Source organism: Alphaproteobacteria bacterium LSUCC0719, from assembly GCA_040839025.1.
Lineage (GTDB): Bacteria > Pseudomonadota > Alphaproteobacteria > Puniceispirillales > Puniceispirillaceae > UBA8309.
In genome coordinates this window covers 85,567-106,107 of the sequence record JBFPJN010000006.1, presented here as the reverse complement: position 1 = coordinate 106,107, position 20,541 = coordinate 85,567, and the positions used below count along the sequence as shown (strand labels likewise).

Below are 20,541 nucleotides of genomic sequence, written 5' to 3'. Positions count from 1 at the left end.
TGGCACACTGGTGCCGGATATCTGGCGAAGGGGAAGCCAATGATTGACTATATGTGGATGTGGTCGGAATTTCTGGTGCGTTGGCTGCATGTTGTGGCCGGCATTGCCTGGATCGGCTCATCCTTTTATTTCATCGCGCTCGATCTCAGCCTGAAGCCGGGCAAACAGCTCCCCGAAGAGGCACATGGTCAGGCCTGGCAGGTTCATGGCGGCGGCTTTTACAACATGGTGAAATATCTGGTCGCGCCGGCCCGCATGCCGGATGAGCTGACCTGGTTCAAATGGGAGGCCTATACCACCTGGCTGTCCGGTTTCGCTCTGCTCACCATCATCTATTATGCCGGGTCCGGCCTGTATATGATCGACCCTGAAATCCTCGATCTGGACCCGTGGCAGGCCATAGCTCTCAGCATCGGCGGCATTGTCGCGAGCTGGGTCGCCTATGATGTGATGTGCCGCAGTCCGCTGGGCCGCGATGACAGGGTTCTGGCCCTTGCCGGTTTTGTCTTCATTGTCGCGCTGGCCTGGCTTTACACCGAAATCTTTTCGGCCCGCGGTGCCTTTGTGCAGATCGGGGTCAGCATCGGCACCATCATGGTGGCGAATGTCGCGATGGTGATCATCCCCGGACAGAAAAAGGTTGTTGCGGCGCTGGTCGCCGGTGACAGCCCTGACCCGGCCTTCGGGCGGCGGGGCAAGCAGCGCTCGCTTCACAACAACTATCTGACCCTGCCAGTGATCTTTGTGATGATCGGTGGCCATTATCCGGCTGTCTTCGCGACCGACTATGCCTGGGTGATTCTGGCGCTGGTGCTGGTGGTCGGCGCGGTCATCCGGCATTTCTTCAACACCAAGCACAAGGGCGATCCGGCACCGTGGTGGACATGGGGTGTTGCCGCGGCGCTGATTGTGGCGGCTGTCCTGCTGTCGCGTGCCGGTGCGCCGAAATATGATGAAAGCGCCTATTTGGAGCAGGGTTATGGCGAAGGGATAGAGCTTCATCTGGCGGCAGTTGACCTTGTAACCGAACGCTGTTCGATGTGCCATGCGGCGGTGCCGCAATGGGATGGCATGGCCTTTCCACCGAAAGGCGTGGTGCTGGAGAGCGAAGCTGACATCATGGCGCAGGTCGATGCCATCTACTGGCAGGTTGCCGCCTCCCACGCGATGCCGCCCGGCAATGTCATCTGGGTCGAGCCGGAAGAGCGTGCGATGCTGGCGAAATGGCGGCAGATGCTTCGCAGCGGATTACCCATCACAGGAGACGCCGGATGACCTATCCACGGGATATGATCGGCTATGGCGCCGCGCCACTGCATCCGCGCTGGCCGGGCAAGGCACGGATCGCCGTGCAGTTCGTGCTGAATTATGAAGAAGGTGCGGAGAACACGATCTTGCATGGCGACGCCGCCTCGGAGATGTTCCTGTCCGAGATCATAGGTGCCGCGCCGTTTGAGGGCGCGCGCCACATGTCGATGGAGTCAATCTATGAATATGGCTCGCGGGCCGGTGTCTGGCGTCTTCTTGACCTGTTTCGTGACCGCGGCGTGCCACTGACACTGTTTGCTGTCGCGATGGCGATGGACCGTCATCCGGCGGTAATTGAACGGGCGCTGGCTGACGGGCACGAGATTGCCTCGCACGGCTATCGCTGGATCAATTACCACGGCATGTCGGCGAGCGAGGAACAGGAACATCTGGAGCGCGCGATCGAAATCCATACCCGCATCTGCGGTGAGCGTCCGCTTGGCTGGTATACCGGTCGTACCTCGGAAAACACCCGCAGCCTTGTCGCCGCCGAGGGAGGATTCCTTTATGACGCTGACGATTATTCCGATGATCTGCCGTTCTGGAGTACGCAGACGGAGACCCCGCATCTGATCGTTCCCTATACGCTCGACACCAACGACATGCGCTTTGCGACGGCGCAGGGATTCCATACGGGTGACCAGTTCGCCGCCTATCTCATCGATGCCTTCGACACGCTCTATAATGAGGGCGAGACGGCACCGAAGATGCTGTCGGTTGGTCTGCATTGCCGGCTTGTCGGCAGGCCGGCGCGGTTCGCCGGGCTGGTGAAATTCCTCGACCATGTTCAGCGCCATGACCATGTGTGGCTGGCGCGTCGGATCGATATCGCGCGGCACTGGCGGGCAACCCATCCCCATGACGGTGCCGGATCATCCGGGGCCGGGTCATGACCGGCCCGCGCAGACTGCCTGTTGAACCGCTGACGGCATCTGCCTTTGCCCCTTTCGGTCAGGTCATCCAGACCGATGGTGCGGAACAGATCATGATCAATGAGGGCACGACAACCCGCTTTCACGATCTTGCCAATATTGATATTGGGGCTGATGGCGGGGCTGATGTCGGGGCTGGCGGCGGGCGGGCGATCCTGTCGATCTTCCGCGGCACCCGCCGGCCCGACCCGATTGCCATCAGGATGATGGAGCGCCACCCGCTGGGATCACAGGCCTTCATGCCGCTGGCGGCGCATGACTGGCTGGTGGTGGTGGCGCCGACAAATGGTGATGACAGCGCGCCGGACTTTGCGCGCCTGCGCTGCTTTTACGCGCCCGGCACCGTTGGCGTCAATTATGACCGCAATGTCTGGCATCACCCGCTTCTGGTGCTGCGGGCGGAGCAGGATTTTCTGATCATCGACCGTGCCGGCCCGGACGGCGAGGACAAATCCGCCAACCTTCAGGAACACTGGCAGGATACCATCGTGGCCGAGATTATGCTGTGAGCGACTATCAGCCCTGAACATCCCGATCTCACGCAAAAGCGATTGAAAATTTACCCTTTATTAACCTGACTGCTGCATAATGTTCATGCTTTGTTCTTTTTTGGGGGCGTGGCAGGTGACCAAAAAAGCAGATCATTGGGGCGGGCACAGCGGCAGGGCGAAGGGCGTGTTGCTGGTGGCCGTTTCGGCGGTATTTTTCAGCACTGCCGGGCTCTTCAGCAAGGGCATCGCAGCGGATGCGTGGAGCATCATTTTCTGGCGTGGCGTCTTTGCCGTGGCGGGCGCTGTTGTCTGGTTGCTTGTTACCGGCCGGATACGGGACGAGGCGTCGCGTTTCGGCGGGCCGTCGCTCGCTCTTGCCGTCATCTATGCGGCGGGAACGGCGGCCTTCATCCCGGCGTTCAAGCTGACGTCGGTTGCCAATGTGGCGCTGATCTGGTCGGCGGCGCCGATTCTCGCCGGGGCGCTTGGCTGGTGGATTTTCGGCCAGCGCATGACGTTCGGATTCATGCTTGCCTGTGCCAGCGTTCTGGCTGGTACCGCGATCATTGTCCGGGGGTCTTTCGGTGGATCGGGTCTGAGTGGTGATCTTCTGGCGCTGTGGATGACGCTGATGATGGTGTTGATCATGATCATCTACCGGCGGTGGCCCGGCACCCCGGTCACACTGCCGACCGTTGCGGCATCGCTTTTGCTGTTGCCGTTCGGCTGGGGGCTTGGTGATCCGGCATCGGCCTCGACCGGGCAGATCGCCATGATGGCACTGTTTGGTCTGACCTTTGTCGTGGCATCGGTCACGCTCGCCGCCGGGTCGACCTGGCTGGCGCCGGGCGAGACAGCGCTTGTCAGCGTTTCGGAGACGCCTTGGGCGATCCTGCTGGCTGGTCTCGTGCTTGCCGAATGGCCATCGCCGCAGACGGTGCTTGGTGGCACGATCATTCTGGTGGCGGTGCTGTGGTACCAGCTGACAGCGCTGCGACGGGGCGCGTAAGGTCGGCGGTCGGGTTGAATGGCCTAGCTTGCAAACCCGCTTCGCTGCATCAGATCGTGTGCCATTGCCGCGTGGCGGGCCAGAAGCCGGTCCATATCCATTGTTGTCAACCGCCCCCCGGCGACCACGAGGCGGCCGTTGATGATGGTATAGGATGCCTTGACCGGTCCGCAGAACAGAAGACTGGCAAGCGGGTCCCAGTCGCTGCCGGCGAAATCGATGCTGCGCCTGTCGAAGGCGGCGAGGTCGGCGGCATAGCCCGGGGCCAGGATGCCGATGTCGTCACGGCCAAGAACGCTCGCGCCGCCGCGTGTCGCCGTCGCCAGTGCCTCGCGCGCCGTCATCGCATCGCCGCCCTGATTGACCCGTTGCAGCAGCATTGTCTGGCGCGCCTCGTTCAGCATGTGTCCGCTGTCATTCGAGGCCGACCCGTCAACGCCAAGCCCGATCTTCATGCCGGAATCGAGCATGGTCCGGATTGGTGCAATGCCGCTGGCAAGCCGCATGTTGGAACAGGGGCAATGTGCAACGCCGGTACCGGTGCGGGCAAACAGGTCGATCTCGGCGGCGTCGAGCTGGACGCAGTGCGCGTGCCACACATCGGCGCCTGTCCAGCCGACAGCCTCGATATAGTCACCGGGGCGCATGCCGAAGGTGGCGACACTGTAGTCGATATCCTCGACATTTTCGGCAAGATGGGTGTGCAGACCGACACCGAGGCTGCGGGCCATGCTGGCGGTCTCGCGCATCAGGTCCATCGAGACCGAGAAGGGCGAGCAGGGCGCCAGCCCCACCCGCTGCATGGCAAATCGTGCCGGGTCGTGAAAGGCTTCGACGACGCGCTGGCAGTCGGCAAGGATGTCGGCCTCGTCCCAGCACAATATGTCGGGTGGCAGGCCGCCACCGGACTCGCCGATGCTCATCGAGCCGCGCGTGCCGTGAAAGCGCATGCCGAGATCACTTGCCGCCGCCATCGAATCATCAAGCCGCGCGCCGTTCGGATAGAGATAGAGATGATCCGACGAGGTTGTGCAACCGCTGAGCGCCAGCTCGGCCAGCCCCAGCGCGGTCGACCAGTAGATATGGTCCGGCCCGATATGCGACCAGATCGGATACAGCGTCTGCAGCCAGCCGAACAGAGGTGCGTTCTGGGCCGCCGGCACGGCGCGGGTCAGGTTCTGGAACAGATGGTGGTGCGTGTTGACCATGCCCGGAATGACGACATGGCCCGTCATGTCGATGACGGTGTCGGCACTTTCGGGAAGCTCGCTGGTCGGCGCAACCAGTTCAATCACGCCATTGCGGGCGAACAGACCGCCATCGCGGATTTCGGCCCCCACATTGTCACCGGGACGCCCGCCTGTGGGCGTTGCGGTGTCGGCCGGATTCATCGTGCAAAGAAGATCGGCATTACGGATCAGCAGGGTGCCTGACGGCATGTCGGTTTGTCTCCGGTCTGTCTGTTCACGCCAGAAGCGAGGCAATGGTGCTGTCGGTTACCAGCTCGCAATAATCGTCGAGCGACAGCTTTCCGTCTTCACGAAACCAAGTATAGGTCCAGTTCAGCGTGCCGAACAGCATCATCGCGCGCGGTCCGTCAAGCGGTGTGGTGCGTCCCGCCTCCTGTGCCGCGGCGGCCAGCGCCACATCGAAGCGGGACATGATCCGGCGTTCCGCGGCGCGAAGTTCGGATTGCTGGTCAGCCGGCAGAACGGGCAATTCAAAGGTCAGAAGCTTGTGCGTATTGCCGGCCTCGCGATATTGCCACAGCAATCCCCGGATCAGGTCGCGAAGATGGATACGGGCGGTCCCGGCCGCGCCGGCGTCAAGCGCCACAACCTTTTCCAGATCGCCGAGATAGGCCTGAAGGATATCGAAGAGCAGCGCTTCCTTGCTGTCGAAATAATGGTAGAGAAGCGCCTTTGACACGCCGCAGGCGGCGGCAAGCTCGGCCATCGATGTGCGGCTGAAACCGTCGCGCGCAAACAGACCGGCGGCGGTGTCGCGGATATGCTCAAGCTTGGTGTCATAGCTGACGGCGCGGCGTCGTGGCATTGCAGGGGTGCCTCTCAGTCGCCGCGACGATCAATGATGCGGACCGCCTTGCCCGCAGATCGATCAACCGCCCCGACCGGGGTGACGTCAATGGTCGCCGAAATGCCGACATTCTGCTTGATGTTGGTGCCAAGCGTGGCCGCCAGCGCGGCCCGGCGGTCCTCGGCCTCGTGCCCCGGAGCGGCCTCGACCCGTACTGTCATGGCGTCGAGCGGTCCATCCTTCCACAGTTCGATCTGGTAATGCGGGCTGATGCCGTCGATCTGCACGATATGTTCCTCGATCTGGCTTGGAAAGACATTGACGCCGCGAAGGATGATCAGATCATCGCTGCGGCCTGTCACCTTGTCCATCCGCCGCATTGTTCGTGCGCCGCCGGCGCGAAGCCTTGTCAGATCGCGCGTGCGGTAGCGGATGATCGGCAGCGCCTCCTTGGTCAGCGAGGTGAAGACAAGCTCGCCTGTCTCGCCATCGGCGCATGGTATGCCATTTTCAGGATCGATGATTTCGGGAAGAAAATGATCCTCCCAGACATACAGCCCGTCCTTTTCCTCGACCGCCTCGTTGGCAACGCCGGGGCCCATCACCTCGGACAGACCATAGATGTCGACTCCATGCATATCGAAGCGCTCCTCGATCTCGGACCGCAGCGCGTTCGTCCATGGCTCGGCGCCAAAGATGCCACTCTTCAGGCTGCAGCTTCGCGGGTCCACGCCCTGGCGCTCGAATTCGTCGGCGATGGCCAGCATGTAGGATGGTGTGACCATGATGATGTCGGGCTTGAAATCAACGATCAGCTGCACCTGTCGCTGGGTCATGCCGCCGCCGACCGGAATCACCGTACAGCCCATCGCCTCGGCGCCGTAATGCGCCCCAAGGCCGCCGGTGAACAGCCCATAGCCATAGGCGACATGAACCCGGTCGCCGGGCCGCCCGCCTGACGCGCGGATGGACCGCGCCACCAGATGCGCCCAATTGTCTATGTCCGCCTGTGTGTAGCCGACCACAGTGGGCTTGCCGGTGGTGCCGCTCGACGCATGGATGCGCGCCACTTTTTCCAGCGGCACGGCCATCATGTCGAAAGGATAGCTTTGCCGCAGATCCTCTTTCGTGGTGAAGGGAAATCTGGCGATGTCCCCAAGATCCTTTACATCATCGGGGTGGACTCCGGCCTCGTCGAACTTGCGACGATAGAGCGGCACATTTTCATAGGCATGAGACAGCGTCCATTTCAGCCGGCCAAGCTGCAGGGCGTGGATCTCGTCCCGCGAGGCTGTCTCAATGGGGTCCAGAATGTCTTTTGAAGGTGTCAGGTCACGCATCGGGGTCTCGTTCGATTGGATGGTCAAAAATCATGCAGGCGGCGGAATGACAGGGTCGCTGAGCGTTCGCGACATTCCACGGAATTCGGCGATCACCAGACCGTCTTCAGTGGTGATGGTGACGTCATAGAGTCCGGTTCGGCCGCTTCGGGTACGTCCGCGCGCGGTGGCGATCAGGCTGTCGCCGGCCTTGCCGGGCTTCAGAAAATTGATCTGGCATTGCTGAGCCACCGTGACAATGTTCTCGGAATTGCACGCATGGGCAAAGGCGGTATCGGCAAGCGCGAAAATGGCCCCGCCATGGGCGATCGAAAATCCGTTCAGGTGCCGCTCTTCAAGCGTCATCCCGATCACCGCAAAGTCGGGTCCGGAATCGACAATCTTCATGCCAAGAAGCTGTGACAGGCCGCATTTCCCGATCATCGCCTCGGCGACCCGGCTGGCAGTATCCGCCGCAGTATCCGCCGCAGTGGCCGCCGCTGGGGCCTCCGTGGAAGGCGTGGTCTGTTCAGCCATTGCCAATCTCCCCTGTCCCTGCGACTGTTGGATGACGCCTGCCCGATGACACCTGCCCGATGACACCTGCTCGATGTCACTTGGTGTCGGCGAGCCGGGCCATCACCTTGACCGGCCATGCCAAAGCCGGCCAGGATCATCCAAAGGTAATGATCCAACGGTAAAGATTGACCGTCCGGTTAGTCAAGTGTGCCGGCAGGCAATCAACCTCTGAACAGCAACAGGAGATCACAGCATGTCGGACAGCGATACAGCCATGCCAAAACCGGCATTTGATGCCATCGCGGCACAGGCGCTTCTCGATGAGGTGACGGCCCCCTGGGTTCATCACCTCGGGCTTCGCGTGATTGCGGTGTCGCCGACGCAATCACGCTTCTATCTGCCCTTCAGTGATGGTCTGACGCGCGATGCCGGGATGATTTGTGGACAGGCCATTGTCGCCGCTGCCGATACGGCGATGATTGCGGCGGTGACGGCGGCCATTGGCGGCTATGACCCGATCACGACGGTGGATATCGCCAGCCGGTTCCTGCGCCCGCTTGGCAATGAAGGTGGTGATGTCACGGTCGATATTCTGAAGGCTGGCCGGCGGCTTGTCGTCGGACGGATCACCATCACCGACCGGGCAAGCGGCAAGCTGGCCGCCGACCTGACAAGCACTTACGCGCGGCTCTAGTTCCGGCCGGCGGTCAGCCGAGCGGCCCGTCGATCAGGTGACAGAGCTGGCTGTTCTGATCGGTCATCGTTTCAATGATGGTAAAATGGTTCTGGCCGGCCAGAAGCTGGCAATGCCCCGGCACACCGAGCCCCTGCCAGACAAGTGGCAACAGGGCGTTCTGGCGGATGAATTCCGGCCGTTCGTCGGCACCGGCAATACAGACAAGATCAACACCCTGTCGCGGTGTCTGCAGAATCGGGCTTTCCTGGATCATTTCTGGATCATCAAGCTGCCAGAGATCATTCTTCGCCAATTTGCGAAGGGGCCGCAGATCGTGCAGACCGCTGATCGAGACCACCCTGTCGAGCCGGTCCAGCGCCGCATCGCCAAGCGGCACATCCTGACACATCATGCGGGCGACAAGATGACCGCCAGCCGAATGTCCGGCCAGGCGAAGCGGCCCGTGACCAACCCCGCCAAGGCTGGTGATGGCGGCGGCAATATCCTGTGTAATACCGGCAATGCGGGCCTGCGGTGCCAGCCTGTAGCCGATCATCGCCACCGCCCAGCCACGCGCCAGCAATCCGGCTGCCATATGCGAGACATCATTCTTCGACAGTGCCACCCAGTAACCGCCATGAATGAAAGCAACGACACCCCTTGCCGAATCGATGCCGCCAACAGGCGCAAACAGGTCATAGGCGGTACGCGCGTCATCGCCATAGGACAGATCGATTTGGCTGTCCGGATGGTGATCGCGAAAGGCGGCGGCATCCACCGGCCAGGCTGCCAGATGCCGGTCGGCATTCGGGATGTAAAGCCTGTTTTCATAGGCGTCGTCACAATTGACGGGTGGCAACAGGGTCAGCGGCAGATCCGAGGCTGCCAGCGGTGATGAAGCGGTCATGGAATAGAGTCCGATCTGTGGTGAAACAGAACAGGCGGCCCGTGGGCCGCCTGTCGAAAGTGGTATGGTCGAAAGTGGTATGGTCGAAAGCGTTATGAAGGTGCCGGCGACCCGATTTACTTCAGCTGCGAGCGGAAATATTCCAGGGCGGCTGCAGCGTCGACGCCACGCTCGTTGATGGCGGCCAGAACCTGGGCTTCAACGCCAGCGGTCTTTTCACGGAAATAGGCCTGTTCGGCAGGGCTGGCATCGGTAACCGTGCCGCCCATCTCGGCGAATTTCTCGTAACCAAGCCTGTCTGCCTCGTCCCACCATTTGCCGACGCGGCGGGCCATGTCGACACCGGTCATGGCATCGATGCACTTTTTATGGGCTGCCGACAGATCATCATAGGTGTCGCTGTTCATGATCAGGCCAAAGGCGGTGGTGTACATGCCCTCCGGGTTGCGGAAGGTGTATTTCGCGACTTCGGCGACCTTGAAGGCATACATGGTTTCCATCGGGAAGAACACACCCTCGGTAACGCCCGATGATACGGCTTCGTAAACCGCCGGTGCAGGCATGTTCACGCCGGCAACCTCAAGTGCGGTGCCGATGTCATTGGCAACACCGCCGCCAACGCGAAGCTTCATGCCGATGACGTCCTTGTACGAGGTGACCTTCTTCACCGAATTCAAATGACCCGGGCCATGAACATAGTTGGTCAGAATCTTGACTCCCTTGGCCTCCTTGGCCGCGGCAAGATACTTCTCATGCGTCATCTGGAAGGCAACGGACATGTCCTCGGCATTGCCGCTGTTGCCCGGAAGCTCGGCGATCTTGGTGGTTTCGAACTTGCCGGGTGTATAGCCATAGACGATCCAGCCGAAATCGGCGACGCCGTCACGAACGGTATCGTACTGTGCCGGCGGTGGAGCCAGCCCGTATTCGATCTTGGCCGTCAGGCTGCCACCGGAACATTTTTCCATCTCCGAAATCATCCAGGGGAAAACATCCTTGTTCATGGTGTGAACAGGGGCTGCCCAGGACGCAATGATCAGCTCCTTTTCAGCGGCCATTGCCTGACTAGACGCCAGCATCGGCAGCGCCATGACAAGGCCAGCAATAATCTTTTTCATGTGATTCCTCCTCAAGGGTAACTCCGGGCCGCACGGCATGTCTTCGTAACACCCCTTCTGTGCCGCCCAAGGTGGTCGAATAGGTAGGCACTAGCCTGTGATGGGTCTTTCCTTGCAGTCAAGAAAAAACCGGCGTGACGGCAATCTTAATCCAGCGTTCCAGCCAGCTTGGCTGATTGCCGTAAGTCGGGTCGTCTGGTACGGTCTGTGCCGAGCGCAGCAATTTCTGGTGAAAGAGACGGACAAATGCAGATGACAGCCGGTGTCACGAAATCGAATGAAGGCATCGAGGACATTACCTGGAACATTCTTGGCCAGACCTATGTCCCGAAACAATGGAGCGAGAATTCCTTTTCCTGGCACGCAACGCTGCCGCCCGGCACTTTCGTGCCGCCGCATATCCATCCCGAACAGGATGAATTCATCTATGTTCTCGAGGGCAAGTTCGACCTGCTTCTCGATGGATCGGAAGCCATCGCCACGCCGGGTGATCTGATCCGGCTGCCAAGGGGCATTCCACACGGGATCTTCAACAAATCGGAAGAAACCAACAAGTGCCTGTTCTGGGTGTCACCCGCCCGCAAGCTCTATGATCTGTTCTGGGGCATCCACAATCTTGGTCCCGGTGCCAATCCGGCCGAGGTTGTCGAGCTTTCCGCCAAGCATGAGGTAGATTTCCTGCCACCTCCCGAGGACGGCTGACATGAAGGTCATCATCGCCGGCGGCGGGATCGGTGGCCTGACCACCGCCCTGATGCTGCGCGCCCGGAACATCGATGTGCAGATCTATGAAGCTGCCGCGCAAATCCGCGAGGCCGGGGTCGGGATCAACATCCTGCCCCATGCCATTCGCGAGCTTGAAGCGCTTGGTCTGCTTGCGGAACTGGACAAGGTCGGCCTGCGGACCCGCAGCCTGACCTATTTCACAAAGTCCGGCCAGGAAGTCTGGTCCGAGCTTCGCGGCATGCATGCCGGTCACGAAGTGCCGCAATTTTCGATCCATCGCGGCAGGCTGCAGAAACTTCTGTTTGATGCGTTTGTCGAACGCGCCGGTCCCGATGCGGTCATTACCGGCAGGCGGCTTGCCGGTTTTGTCCAGAACGAAGCCGGGGTGACCGCCAATTTTGTCGATACGCTGGAAGGTGCCGGCGGGGTTACGGCCAAGGGGGATATCCTTGTCTGTGCCGACGGCATTCATTCATGCGGCAGGAAACTCTTCTATCCCGACGAGGCAAGTCCAAGCTGGAACGGGGTGATGATGTGGCGCGGTGCCGCCGAATGGCCATCATGGCGCGACGGCGAAAGCATGGCCATCGGTGGCGGGCTTGGCGGCAAATTCGTGCTGTATCCGATCGATACGGCAAGGAATGGCAAGCAGTTGATGAACTGGGTTGTCAATATCCGTACCAAGGACCCGGCTGTCACACCGCCGCCTGACAATAGCTGGTCGCGCGGCGTGTCATTGTCGACGGTGCTTCCGCATGCGCTTCGCTTCGTCATTCCGGATTTTGACATCGAAGGGCTGGTGCGGGCCACTGACGGGATTTTCGAATACCCGATGGCCGATCGTGACCCGTTGCCAAGATGGACGTTCGGGCGGGTAACCCTGCTTGGCGATGCGGCGCATCCGATGTACCCGGTTGGCTCCAACGGGGCCAGCCAGGCGATTCTCGATGCGCGGTGCCTGAGTGACAATCTGCAGCAGGCCGAACATCCCCGGGCCGCGCTGTGGTTCTATGAAAAGCAGAGACTGCCGGTCACCGCTGACATTGTGGTCAATAACAGGAAAGGCGGTCCCGAGGGTGTGATCGACGAGGTTGAAAAACGGGCGCCAGCCGGGTTCGACAATATCGACGATGTTCTCAGCTACGATGATCGCAAGGCCATTGTGTCAGGCTATGCGGCAAAGGCGGGCTTTTCCAGGGTAAGCGCAGACCGCGCACGCTAGACAGGTCGGAAATCCAGCTTGGTTGTCGGACGAACAATTGCTATTCGAATTGTGTGAAGGCAAAGTGTTGGGCCTGTCGGGCATGCGTGCTTGAGGAGAAGGATAACGATGAATGATGCCGCAACTGATCACCCGCTGATCGCACGGCTGAACCGGGCCGCCGGAAAGATTGCCGATATCTGTCTGATGTTGGCCTGTCTTGTCCTGCTGTGGCTTGTGGCGCTGACCTGTGTCGATGTCATCGGCCGGTATTTTTTCCGGGCGCCGGTGGTTGGCGCCACTGAACTGGTGCAGATTGCGATGGCCGGCACGATCTTCTTTTCGCTGCCGGCGATGTTCCTTCGTGATGACCAGGTGGTGGTCGATCTCTTCAGCTTTGTCCGCAAGGGCTGGTTCGGTTGGGCGGTCAGCATAATCTTCAGCGTGGTGACCGTCATCGCGGTCTTTATTGTTGCCGATCGGGTGTTCGATTACGCGGTGCGGGCATGGGAAGATGGTGACAAGACGATCTATCTCCACATCCCGCGCTATCTCATTGTCGGTCTGATTACCGCAATGGTTTACCTGTCGGCGGTCTTTGCCGGCTTTCGCGGGCTTCGTATGTTGTTGCGGCCGGGGCGGATCCTGCCGGATGAAACCGGCAGCCGGGTCCCGGGGGAATAGGTCATGATCGTATCTCTTATCGGCTTTGCGGCCCTGTTGTTCCTTGCGTTCCTGCGGATGCCGCTCGGGCTTGCGCTTGGCATTGTTGGCGGTGTCGGGTTCTCGCTTCTGGCCAGCGAACGGGCGGCCATCTCCAACGCCGCGCGGCTGGTCATCGATTCGGGCCAGAAATATGAATTGTCGGTGCTGCCGATGTTCATCCTGATGGGGCTTCTTGTCGAACGCGGTGGCATGGCGCGTGAACTGTATCGCGCGGCCTATGTCTTTCTTGGCCATCGACGTGGCGGCCTTGCGATGTCGACAATTGCGGCCTGTGGCATGTTTTCAGCCATCTGCGGATCGTCTCTGGCGACGGCGGCGACGATGTCGAAAGTCTCGATGCCCGAGATGCGGCGCTATAAATATGACGATTCGCTGGCCACGGCCTCGATTGCGGCCGGTGGCACGCTCGGCATCCTGATCCCGCCAAGCGTGATGCTGGTGATCTACGGCTTTCTGACCGAACAGTCGGTTGGCAAGCTGTTTGTCGCCGGCGTGCTGCCCGGGATTCTCGGGATCCTGTTCTACATTCTGGCTGTGGTGTTTGTGGTGACACGCAATCCGGCGCTTGGGCCGGCTGGTGAACGGTCAAACTGGCGTGACAGATTCATGGCCCTTCGTGATGTCTGGACAACGCTTGGTCTCTTCATCTTCGTGATCGGCGGTATCTATGCCGGCATGTTCACCCCGACCGAGGCATCGGGAATGGGTGCGGCAGGCGCGCTGCTGATTGCCTGGCGGCGGGGCGCGCTGAAGGATGGCGCGCTGATGCAGGTTCTCCGCGAAACCACAATCACCACCGCCAAACTGTTCTTCATTCTGTTCGGCGCGCTGATCTTCTCGAATTTTGTCAACCGGGCCGGGCTTCCGGACGGGTTGATCAATATCGTGACAGCGTTCGACCTGTCGCCGCTTGGGGTGATTTTCATCATCCTGTTGATTTATGTGCTGCTTGGCTGCGTCTTTGAATCGCTGTCGATGATTCTTCTGACCGTGCCGATCTTTGCGCCGGTGGTGGCGAATCTCGGCTTCGATCTGATCTGGTTCGGCATTCTGGTGGTGGTGGTGACCGAGATCAGCCTGATCACCCCGCCGATCGGCTTGAATGTGTTTGTGCTGAAGGGCGTGCTGAAGGATGTGTCGGTCAGCACCATCTTCAAGGGTGTGACGCCGTTCTGGGTTGCTGACATCATCCGCCTGATCCTGCTGGCGGCGGTGCCGACAATTGCGCTGTTCCTGCCCTCGATGATGAGCTAGGCGCGCATCGTCACGTCAGCAGTGCCCGCACCTCGTCGGCGACAATCTTGCCAAGCGCATTGCGTGGCAACGCTGCCACAAACACCACATCCTTGGGGCGTTTGAACCTGGCCAGCCGGCCGTCGAAATGCGCCAGCACCGCCGCACCGGTCACCATGTCGTCATCGCGCACCGCGACGACGACGGGAACCTGGCCCCAATGCGGGTCGTCGCGCCCGACAATGGTGAATTCGGCCAGCCCGTCCATATCGCGAAGCACCCGTTCCAGTTCTGCCGGATAGATGTTCTCGCCGCCTGAAATGATGACATGCTTCAATCTGTCGGCGAACCAGTACAGACCGTCATCATCGATCCGCGCCATGTCACCGGTGTGGAACCACCCGTCGGTGATGCTGGTCCGGCTTGCCGCGTCATTGTTCCAATATCGTGTCAGTATATTGTCGCCGCGAACCCAGATTTCGCCCACCTCGCCAGCTGGCCTGTCGGTACCGTCCGGGCCGACGATCCGGATCTCGCAGGCGCATCCAGCACGCCCGATCGAACCGGCGGTCTGGAACGCGATTTCGGCCGTCTGGTAGATTGCCGTCGGGGCTGTTTCGGTGGCGCCATAGACCTGGACCACCGGGATCTTGCGGTCATGCACGGCCTGGATCATCGGCACCGGCACATCGGTCGACCCGATGGCGATCATGCGAAGGCTGGAAAGATCCGCTGTTGGCCAGTCATCCTGGGCCAGCATTGCCGCCAGCACCGTCGGCACCACTGTAATCTGGGTCACGCCATGCCTTGCAATCATCGCCAGTGTGGCGGCGGGATCAAAGGCCGGCGCGATCACCACATGCGCCCCGCACAGCAGCGCTGGCAGTGGCTGGATGTTCAGCCCGCCGACATGAAACAGCGGCAGGATGTTCAGCACCACATCATCGGCAGTCATTGCATAGGCGTCATGACTCATCACGGCATTGGCGATCATCGCCGGCTGGGCCAGCACGGCGCCTTTTGGCCGGCCCGTCGTTCCCGAAGTGTACACAACCATCAGTTCGGAATTCGGCTCGCCGGCGCCATCCGCCTCGGAACATGAGTGGCCGTTGCGGGCTGTTGCAAGCGCATCGCCGATTTCGATCAGCGGGCAGGTCGAACGGGTCGCCAGCCTGATTGCCATGTCGGCAAATTCCGGCCCGTGGATCAACAGCGATGGTGTGGCATCCTGCATCTGCCATGACAGCTCCGCCTCTGACAGCCGCCAGTTCAGCGGCACCATCATCGCCCCGAGGCGCGAGACGGCAAGCAGGGTCACAAAGCTGTCGGGATGATTGCGGGCATAGATTGCAACGCGGTTGCCGGGGCCGATCCCCTGTGCCGCCAGCCACCCTGCCATCGCGCCGACAGCCCGGTCCAGCGCCGCATAGTCGAGGGTTGCACCCTCGAAGGAGAGGGCCGGTCGGTTCGGGGTTGCGGCGGCATGCGCCGCTACCAGGCTGTCAATCCTGCGGTTCAGCACCCTAGGCCTGATCCTCGTCGGATTCGCCGGCTTCATACAGGACACCCTTGCCAAGCATGTCCGTACACAGCTCGGCCGTCCAGGGAAGCATCAGCGCGCCACAGCGGCTGTCGCGATAGAGCCGTTCCAGAGGCAGCGATTTCAGCATCGCCTGACCACCGCAGGTGCGAATGGCAAGCTGTGCGATTTCATTGGCATTTTCCATCACGCTGTACTGCGCCGCCCAGGCCCGCAGCAGCGAATCCTTGCCCGGATTGGGGCGCGCCTCGCTGATCGACTGGAACCAGAGCGACTTTGTCTGTTCCAGCATGATTTTCATCTGCGCGACGGCAAGCTGTTTGGTCGGATACATGCGGCGTTTCACCGGCGGCGTGCCCGGCATCTCGCCACGAAGGTAGCGGACCGTGAAATCATAGGCCGCCTGCGCGATTCCCATATAGCTTGGGGTCAAGGTCATGAACATGTGTGGCCATTGCCTGGCGGCGTTGAAATAGACGCCGCGCGGCATCAGCTGTTCTTCGAACGGGATAAAGACATCCTTGAAGATCAACGTTCTCGACACGGTCCCGCGCATGCCAAGCGGGTCCCAGTGGCCCTCGACAGACACGCCCGCGGCGTCGCGTGGCACGGCGACATACATTGTGTTGGCGCGTGATGGCCTGCTGTCAGCCGTCTCCAGCTCGGTACACAGCACCCCGTAATAATCGGCATGGCCCGACAATGACGCAAAAATCTTGCGGCCATTGACGATCCAGCCGCCCTCGGTCCGCAGCGCCGTGGTGGCGAACGCCGCCTTGCCGGCCGCCGCATCGCCGCCCTCGGAAAAGGGCTGGGCATAGATTGCGCCTTCATCGAGGATGCGCCTGTAATGGCGGGCCCGCATCCGGGCGTGTTCCTCGCGCTGTGCGGCGCTCATATCGACGCCGTCGGCCAGAACGCCGGTCCACAGGCAGGAACTGACATGCATGTTGAAGGTCAGCGCGGTGGCACCGCAATAGCGGCCGATTTCGGCAGCCGCCAGCATATAGGCACGCAGATCGGCGCCGCGCCCGCCATGCGCTGTGGGAATGCAGATTCCAAGCAGATCATGCGCCTTCAGATCGGCGTAGTTCTCGGTCGGGAACCGCGCCTCGCGGTCGATCTCGCTGGCACGGGGCGCGAATTTCGACTGTGCAAGCTGGCGCGTCTCTGCACATAGCGCGGCTTCAAAATCGGTCAGGTTCCAGCTGTCAGGATTGAAAATCGGCGCGTCAACAAGCTGTTCATCAAGTCGTGATGTGCTGCCATCATGCATGCTGTTTCCGGCTTTCGCCGTCCCCGTCGAAATCAGTATTGCCAGCGTGGTCAAAAATTCTGGTCGAGATCCTGTAAAAAGGCGGTGATCGCCCTGTTGCATTCCCGACCTGCCTCACTATTCACCAGATGGCCGGCATTTTCAATCACCACCAATGCCGCATCTGAAAGCCGGGCGGCCATTGTCTCCATCACCCGTGCGGGGCTGTTGTCGTCCCTGCCGCCGGCGATCAGCAGGCATGGACAGGTGATCAGATGCTGGTCCTCACGCCTGTTGAAGGTGACCAGCGTCGCCAGGACCTGGCGATAGGCGGCCTCGGGAATGGCCGCCATGACGGCGATGGCATCCTGGCGCATGGCCGTATCGGCCCCGGGGCCTAGCACCGCCGGGATCGCCTCGGCGGCAAGCTGATCCATGCCGATTCCCCGATCAAGCGGTGCCAGCCTTGCGGCAAGAAAGGAATCCCGGAAGCTGTCATCGCGTCCGCCAAAGGCCGGAACGGTGGCAATCAGCACCAGTCCGGCGACTCTTTCAGGGTGACGTATCGCCATTTCCTGGGCAATCATGCCACCGATCGACTGGCCGGCGATAACGACGCGGCTGAGGCCAAGCTCGTCGAGCGCGGCGCAAAGCCGGGCGCAGAGTGATGCAAAATCCATCCCGGCAAGCGGCGCTGATTCGCCATAGCCGGGCATATCCCAGGACAGTACCTGTTGCCGTGGCCCGGCCATGCCGTCGATCTGCGCCCGGAAACTTGTTGCATCACCGCCAATGCCGTGGAGACAGACAAGCGTCGGCGCGGTGCCGCCGCGGTCTCCGGCAGCCAGAAAACCTGTCCCGGCGGCCTGCAATCTGCGCCACCCGCGGTGAGTGGTTGTCATACCGGCACGCCGTCGCGGACCACGACCATATCGTCGAGGCTGATGGTGCATCCCATCATTGGCAGGTCGAAATGCCCTTCGGTGAAACGGCCGGCAAATTCATTGGCACCTGTCGAATACAGAAAATTGCCGGCAAGGGCGCGCAGTTCGGTGCCGTTGAGATCGGCCTTGTCATACATTGTCAGCGCTTCATACCGTGCCGCCGGGTTCAACCCCCAGCCGACATGGCTGGTGGCAAAGGCCAGCGGATCGTCAAATCCGTCAAGATAGCGTTTCATCAGCTGGGCATCGGTACCGGTGCCGCTGATCTCGGTGATGAAATCATCTCGTATCACACAGCGCACTTCGCTCTCAAAATAGCGTTTGAAGGTCAGATTGATATCGCCGGGGGCAAAGATGATGGTGCCGTTGCAGGCTGCCTGGCGCGGAAAGCTGACAACAAGACCGCCCGGCCAATGTGCCAATGTCCCCGGCCTGTCGGTCCATCCCCAGACGCCTACGGTCGGGATCTCGGTCATGTCGATGGTCAGGTCGGTGCCGGCAGGCGATGTGACCGTCATCCTGCTGGCGGCGCGGCAGGCTGAAACGGCGTGGCGCACAATATCCTTCATCGCCGGGTCGGGGCGCAGCCGTGACAGGATTTCGGGATGTTCGTTCGAAATGGTCATGATCCGCGCGCCGGCTTTCAGGATGCCGGCAGTTTCCGGCGCATGCATCACCCCCTCGACCGTCAGGTCGACCACAAGATGTGACTGGCACAGGCTCTGGACAGCCGCCGCCTCGCCGGTCAGTGCCGTCGAGGCACCCGTCGACCTGATGATCGGGCCGGATGTTGTCTGTTTGCTGGCAACAGTGATGGTCTGATATGCCAGATTCATACTGTCCAGAGCGCGGCGCGCCAGTGTGACATTCACCTGTCGGCTCTGTGTTTCGGCTATCAGGGTGATGGTTTCATCTGCCGTGGCGCGACACAGGGAAAACAATTCGACAAAGGCGTCGAGCCAATTGTCCTCAATGGGGGCGTCGGGGGCGGAATCGGCCGGCATCACTCAGATGCCCCGGTCCTTGGTGAACGGATTGAAACAGACGATGGTGTTGGTATCCCTGACCCCGTCAATCTTCTGGATGCTTTCGCACACATAAAGGCCGATATCATCATTGTTATCGAGCCTGAACATGGTGAAGAGATCATAATCTCCCGAGGTCGAATAGACGATTGGCGCCTCGGGCAGATCGGCCAGCGTTGCGGCAACATCATATGTGCGCCCGATCTCGCATTTTACCATGACAATCAGATTTCGCTTGTCCATTGCGTGCTGTCCTCCTGACCCTGTGCCCTGCTTTGTCGCACCGCATATTCCGGCATTCTCTACCCCGTCAACATGCCCTGCTTCGCCTTCGAAAGTCCAGCCTCCTCATGCGATGGTGGCAAGCTGCAAAGGCATGGATTCAAAGCCGCGGAACCGCACCCGCGGTGACCGGCGCAGCCCGTCCATCACCTGCAGATCGGGCCACCGGCGAAACAGGCTTGCCAGCGCGATCTGCCCTTCAATTCGCGCGATGCTGTTGCCGGCACAGACATGGACCCCGCCGGCAAAGGCAAGATGCTGGTTGTCCCCACGGTCAAGCCGGAATTCATCGGGCTGATCAAAAATCTCGGGATCGCGGTTGGCGGCCCCCATGCCAAGTGTGATCAGCGTGCCGGCTGCCCAACGCCGGCCACCCATGTCGAAATCTGCTACGGCCCTTCGGTTACCAAGCTGGTTTGGGCTCTCCATCCGCAGGATTTCCTCGATGGCGGCCGGCCACAATTCCGGGGCGTCAGCCAGACGGCTGACAATCTGCGGTCGCTGCGCCAGCAGGAAGATTCCCGAACAGATCAGGTTGGTTGTGGTTTCATGGCCGGCATTCAGAATGAAGATGCAGTTCTGAAGAAGCTCGTGTGGCAGCAGGTTGGCGTCTTCACCTGCCTCGCCGGTTTCGCGGATCAGCCGCGCCATGATGTCACCGGCCTGATCCAGCCCTTCGGCGCGCCGTCGGGCGACAAGTGCTTCCAGATAGGCCAGAAATTCACGCACCGCTGTCTCGCCATCGTCAAATTGCTGTTTCGATATTTCCGGCTCCAACGCGCCGAGTATGGCCAGCGACCAGTCGCGAAGGGGGTCTCGTTCGGCGCGGGGAATGGCCAGAAGATTGCCAATGACCTCGATGGGAATGTTCTGCGCGAAATGCGCCACCGCGTCGATTGGCATTCCGGTCTTCACACGGGCTTCAAGATCGGTGATCAGCCTGTCGACAAGCTGTTGCACCACCACATCCATGCCGGCGATGGCGCGCGGGGCAAGCGCGCCGGCAATGGCCCGCCGGACGCGGGTATGCAGCGGCGCGTCATTGAACACAAGCGAGGTTGTATGATGCTGATAGAGAAGCGAGTCACCAAATTTCGGGTAGAATTCGATCTTCTTGTCCGACGAAAAGGTCTTGCGGTCCTTGTAGACGCGGACAAGGTCGGCATGGCGTGACAAAAACAGGCCGCCCCCCGGCAGTTCATAGACGGGGTTGTGTTCGCGAAGCGCCGCGTAATGCGGATGCGGGTTGTCGATGAAACCGTCGGGAAGTCTTGTCAGGTCAAACATCATGGC

Annotated in this window: 21 protein-coding genes; 9 read left to right on the top strand and 12 right to left on the bottom strand. The window is 60.8% G+C overall.

All coding sequences use genetic code 11. The features are described 5' to 3' along the window. Positions 1–39: 39 nt before the first annotated feature. The 4 genes from AB3X55_11515 (at position 40) to AB3X55_11500 (ending at position 3,740) form a co-directional block, all read left to right on the top strand. Positions 40–1,275 (top strand): urate hydroxylase PuuD, encoded by a 1,236-nt coding sequence (locus AB3X55_11515; protein MEX0504214.1) that lies wholly within the window; start codon positions 40–42, stop codon positions 1,273–1,275. After that, entirely contained in the window at positions 1,272–2,201 is a 930-nt protein-coding gene (puuE, locus tag AB3X55_11510) for an allantoinase PuuE (GenBank protein MEX0504213.1), read from the top strand. The genes AB3X55_11515 and puuE overlap by 4 nt, the downstream gene beginning before the upstream one ends. Further along, a complete protein-coding gene (locus AB3X55_11505) occupies positions 2,198–2,749 on the top strand; it encodes an ureidoglycolate lyase (protein ID MEX0504212.1) in 552 nt (183 codons plus the stop codon). The genes puuE and AB3X55_11505 overlap by 4 nt, the downstream gene beginning before the upstream one ends. 115 nt (positions 2,750–2,864) lie before the next feature. Next, positions 2,865–3,740: a DMT family transporter gene (locus tag AB3X55_11500; GenBank protein MEX0504211.1), complete on the top strand. Its 876-nt coding sequence runs from the start codon at positions 2,865–2,867 to the stop codon at positions 3,738–3,740. Positions 3,741–3,763: 23 nt separating this feature from the next. On the opposite strand, the gene AB3X55_11495 is transcribed toward AB3X55_11500, so the two are convergent. The 4 genes from AB3X55_11495 to paaI form a co-directional block, all read right to left on the bottom strand. Further along, entirely contained in the window at positions 3,764–5,131 is a 1,368-nt protein-coding gene (locus AB3X55_11495; GenBank protein MEX0504210.1) for an 8-oxoguanine deaminase, read from the bottom strand. Positions 5,132–5,204: 73 nt separating this feature from the next. Beyond that, a complete protein-coding gene (locus AB3X55_11490) occupies positions 5,205–5,795 on the bottom strand; it encodes a TetR/AcrR family transcriptional regulator (GenBank protein ID MEX0504209.1) in 591 nt (196 codons plus the stop codon). Positions 5,796–5,809: 14 nt separating this feature from the next. Beyond that, the gene (gene paaK, locus AB3X55_11485) at positions 5,810–7,117 is read right to left on the bottom strand and encodes a phenylacetate--CoA ligase PaaK (protein ID MEX0504208.1); all 1,308 of its coding nucleotides are present in this window, start codon (positions 7,115–7,117) and stop codon (positions 5,810–5,812) included. Positions 7,118–7,147: 30 nt separating this feature from the next. Beyond that, positions 7,148–7,633 (bottom strand): hydroxyphenylacetyl-CoA thioesterase PaaI, encoded by a 486-nt coding sequence (gene paaI, locus AB3X55_11480; protein MEX0504207.1) that lies wholly within the window; start codon positions 7,631–7,633, stop codon positions 7,148–7,150. A 235-nt stretch (positions 7,634–7,868) separates the two neighbouring features. Here paaI and AB3X55_11475 point away from each other — a divergent pair, with 235 nt between their 5' ends. After that, on the top strand, positions 7,869–8,309 hold the full coding sequence (locus tag AB3X55_11475) for a PaaI family thioesterase (protein ID MEX0504206.1): 441 nt from the start codon (positions 7,869–7,871) through the stop codon (positions 8,307–8,309). 13 nt (positions 8,310–8,322) lie between these two features. Here AB3X55_11475 and AB3X55_11470 read toward each other — a convergent pair whose 3' ends face one another. Further along, positions 8,323–9,198 (bottom strand): alpha/beta hydrolase, encoded by an 876-nt coding sequence (locus tag AB3X55_11470; GenBank protein MEX0504205.1) that lies wholly within the window; start codon positions 9,196–9,198, stop codon positions 8,323–8,325. A gap of 116 nt (positions 9,199–9,314) precedes the next feature. After that, on the bottom strand, positions 9,315–10,316 hold the full coding sequence (locus tag AB3X55_11465) for a TRAP transporter substrate-binding protein (GenBank protein MEX0504204.1): 1,002 nt from the start codon (positions 10,314–10,316) through the stop codon (positions 9,315–9,317). 252 nt (positions 10,317–10,568) lie between these two features. Between AB3X55_11465 and AB3X55_11460 the strand changes: the two genes are divergently transcribed. From AB3X55_11460 to AB3X55_11445, 4 genes are all read left to right on the top strand, one after another. Further along, on the top strand, positions 10,569–11,018 hold the full coding sequence (locus tag AB3X55_11460) for a cupin domain-containing protein (GenBank protein MEX0504203.1): 450 nt from the start codon (positions 10,569–10,571) through the stop codon (positions 11,016–11,018). 1 nt (position 11,019) lies between these two features. Next, positions 11,020–12,264, top strand: coding sequence for a flavin-dependent oxidoreductase (locus AB3X55_11455; GenBank protein ID MEX0504202.1), 1,245 nt, complete (start codon positions 11,020–11,022; stop codon positions 12,262–12,264). 108 nt (positions 12,265–12,372) lie between these two features. Next, a complete protein-coding gene (locus tag AB3X55_11450; GenBank protein ID MEX0504201.1) occupies positions 12,373–12,927 on the top strand; it encodes a TRAP transporter small permease in 555 nt (184 codons plus the stop codon). 3 nt (positions 12,928–12,930) lie between these two features. Continuing rightward, entirely contained in the window at positions 12,931–14,223 is a 1,293-nt protein-coding gene (locus AB3X55_11445) for a TRAP transporter large permease (GenBank protein ID MEX0504200.1), read from the top strand. Positions 14,224–14,233: 10 nt separating this feature from the next. On the opposite strand, the gene AB3X55_11440 is transcribed toward AB3X55_11445, so the two are convergent. The 6 genes from AB3X55_11440 to AB3X55_11415 all read right to left on the bottom strand — a co-directional run bounded on the left by AB3X55_11440 (position 14,234) and on the right by AB3X55_11415 (position 20,538). Further along, positions 14,234–15,724: a class I adenylate-forming enzyme family protein gene (locus tag AB3X55_11440; GenBank protein ID MEX0504199.1), complete on the bottom strand. Its 1,491-nt coding sequence runs from the start codon at positions 15,722–15,724 to the stop codon at positions 14,234–14,236. 1 nt (position 15,725) lies between these two features. Continuing rightward, complete coding sequence (locus AB3X55_11435; GenBank protein ID MEX0504198.1) at positions 15,726–17,018, bottom strand: acyl-CoA dehydrogenase family protein; 1,293 nt, start codon at positions 17,016–17,018, stop codon at positions 15,726–15,728. A gap of 50 nt (positions 17,019–17,068) precedes the next feature. After that, positions 17,069–17,899, bottom strand: coding sequence for an alpha/beta fold hydrolase (locus AB3X55_11430; GenBank protein MEX0504197.1), 831 nt, complete (start codon positions 17,897–17,899; stop codon positions 17,069–17,071). Further along, positions 17,896–18,945, bottom strand: coding sequence for a peptidase M29 (locus tag AB3X55_11425; protein MEX0504196.1), 1,050 nt, complete (start codon positions 18,943–18,945; stop codon positions 17,896–17,898). The genes AB3X55_11430 and AB3X55_11425 overlap by 4 nt, the downstream gene beginning before the upstream one ends. Positions 18,946–18,948: 3 nt before the next feature. Then, on the bottom strand, positions 18,949–19,209 hold the full coding sequence (locus tag AB3X55_11420) for an Lrp/AsnC ligand binding domain-containing protein (GenBank protein ID MEX0504195.1): 261 nt from the start codon (positions 19,207–19,209) through the stop codon (positions 18,949–18,951). A gap of 105 nt (positions 19,210–19,314) precedes the next feature. Beyond that, complete coding sequence (locus AB3X55_11415; GenBank protein ID MEX0504194.1) at positions 19,315–20,538, bottom strand: cytochrome P450; 1,224 nt, start codon at positions 20,536–20,538, stop codon at positions 19,315–19,317. Positions 20,539–20,541: the final 3 nt, after the last annotated feature.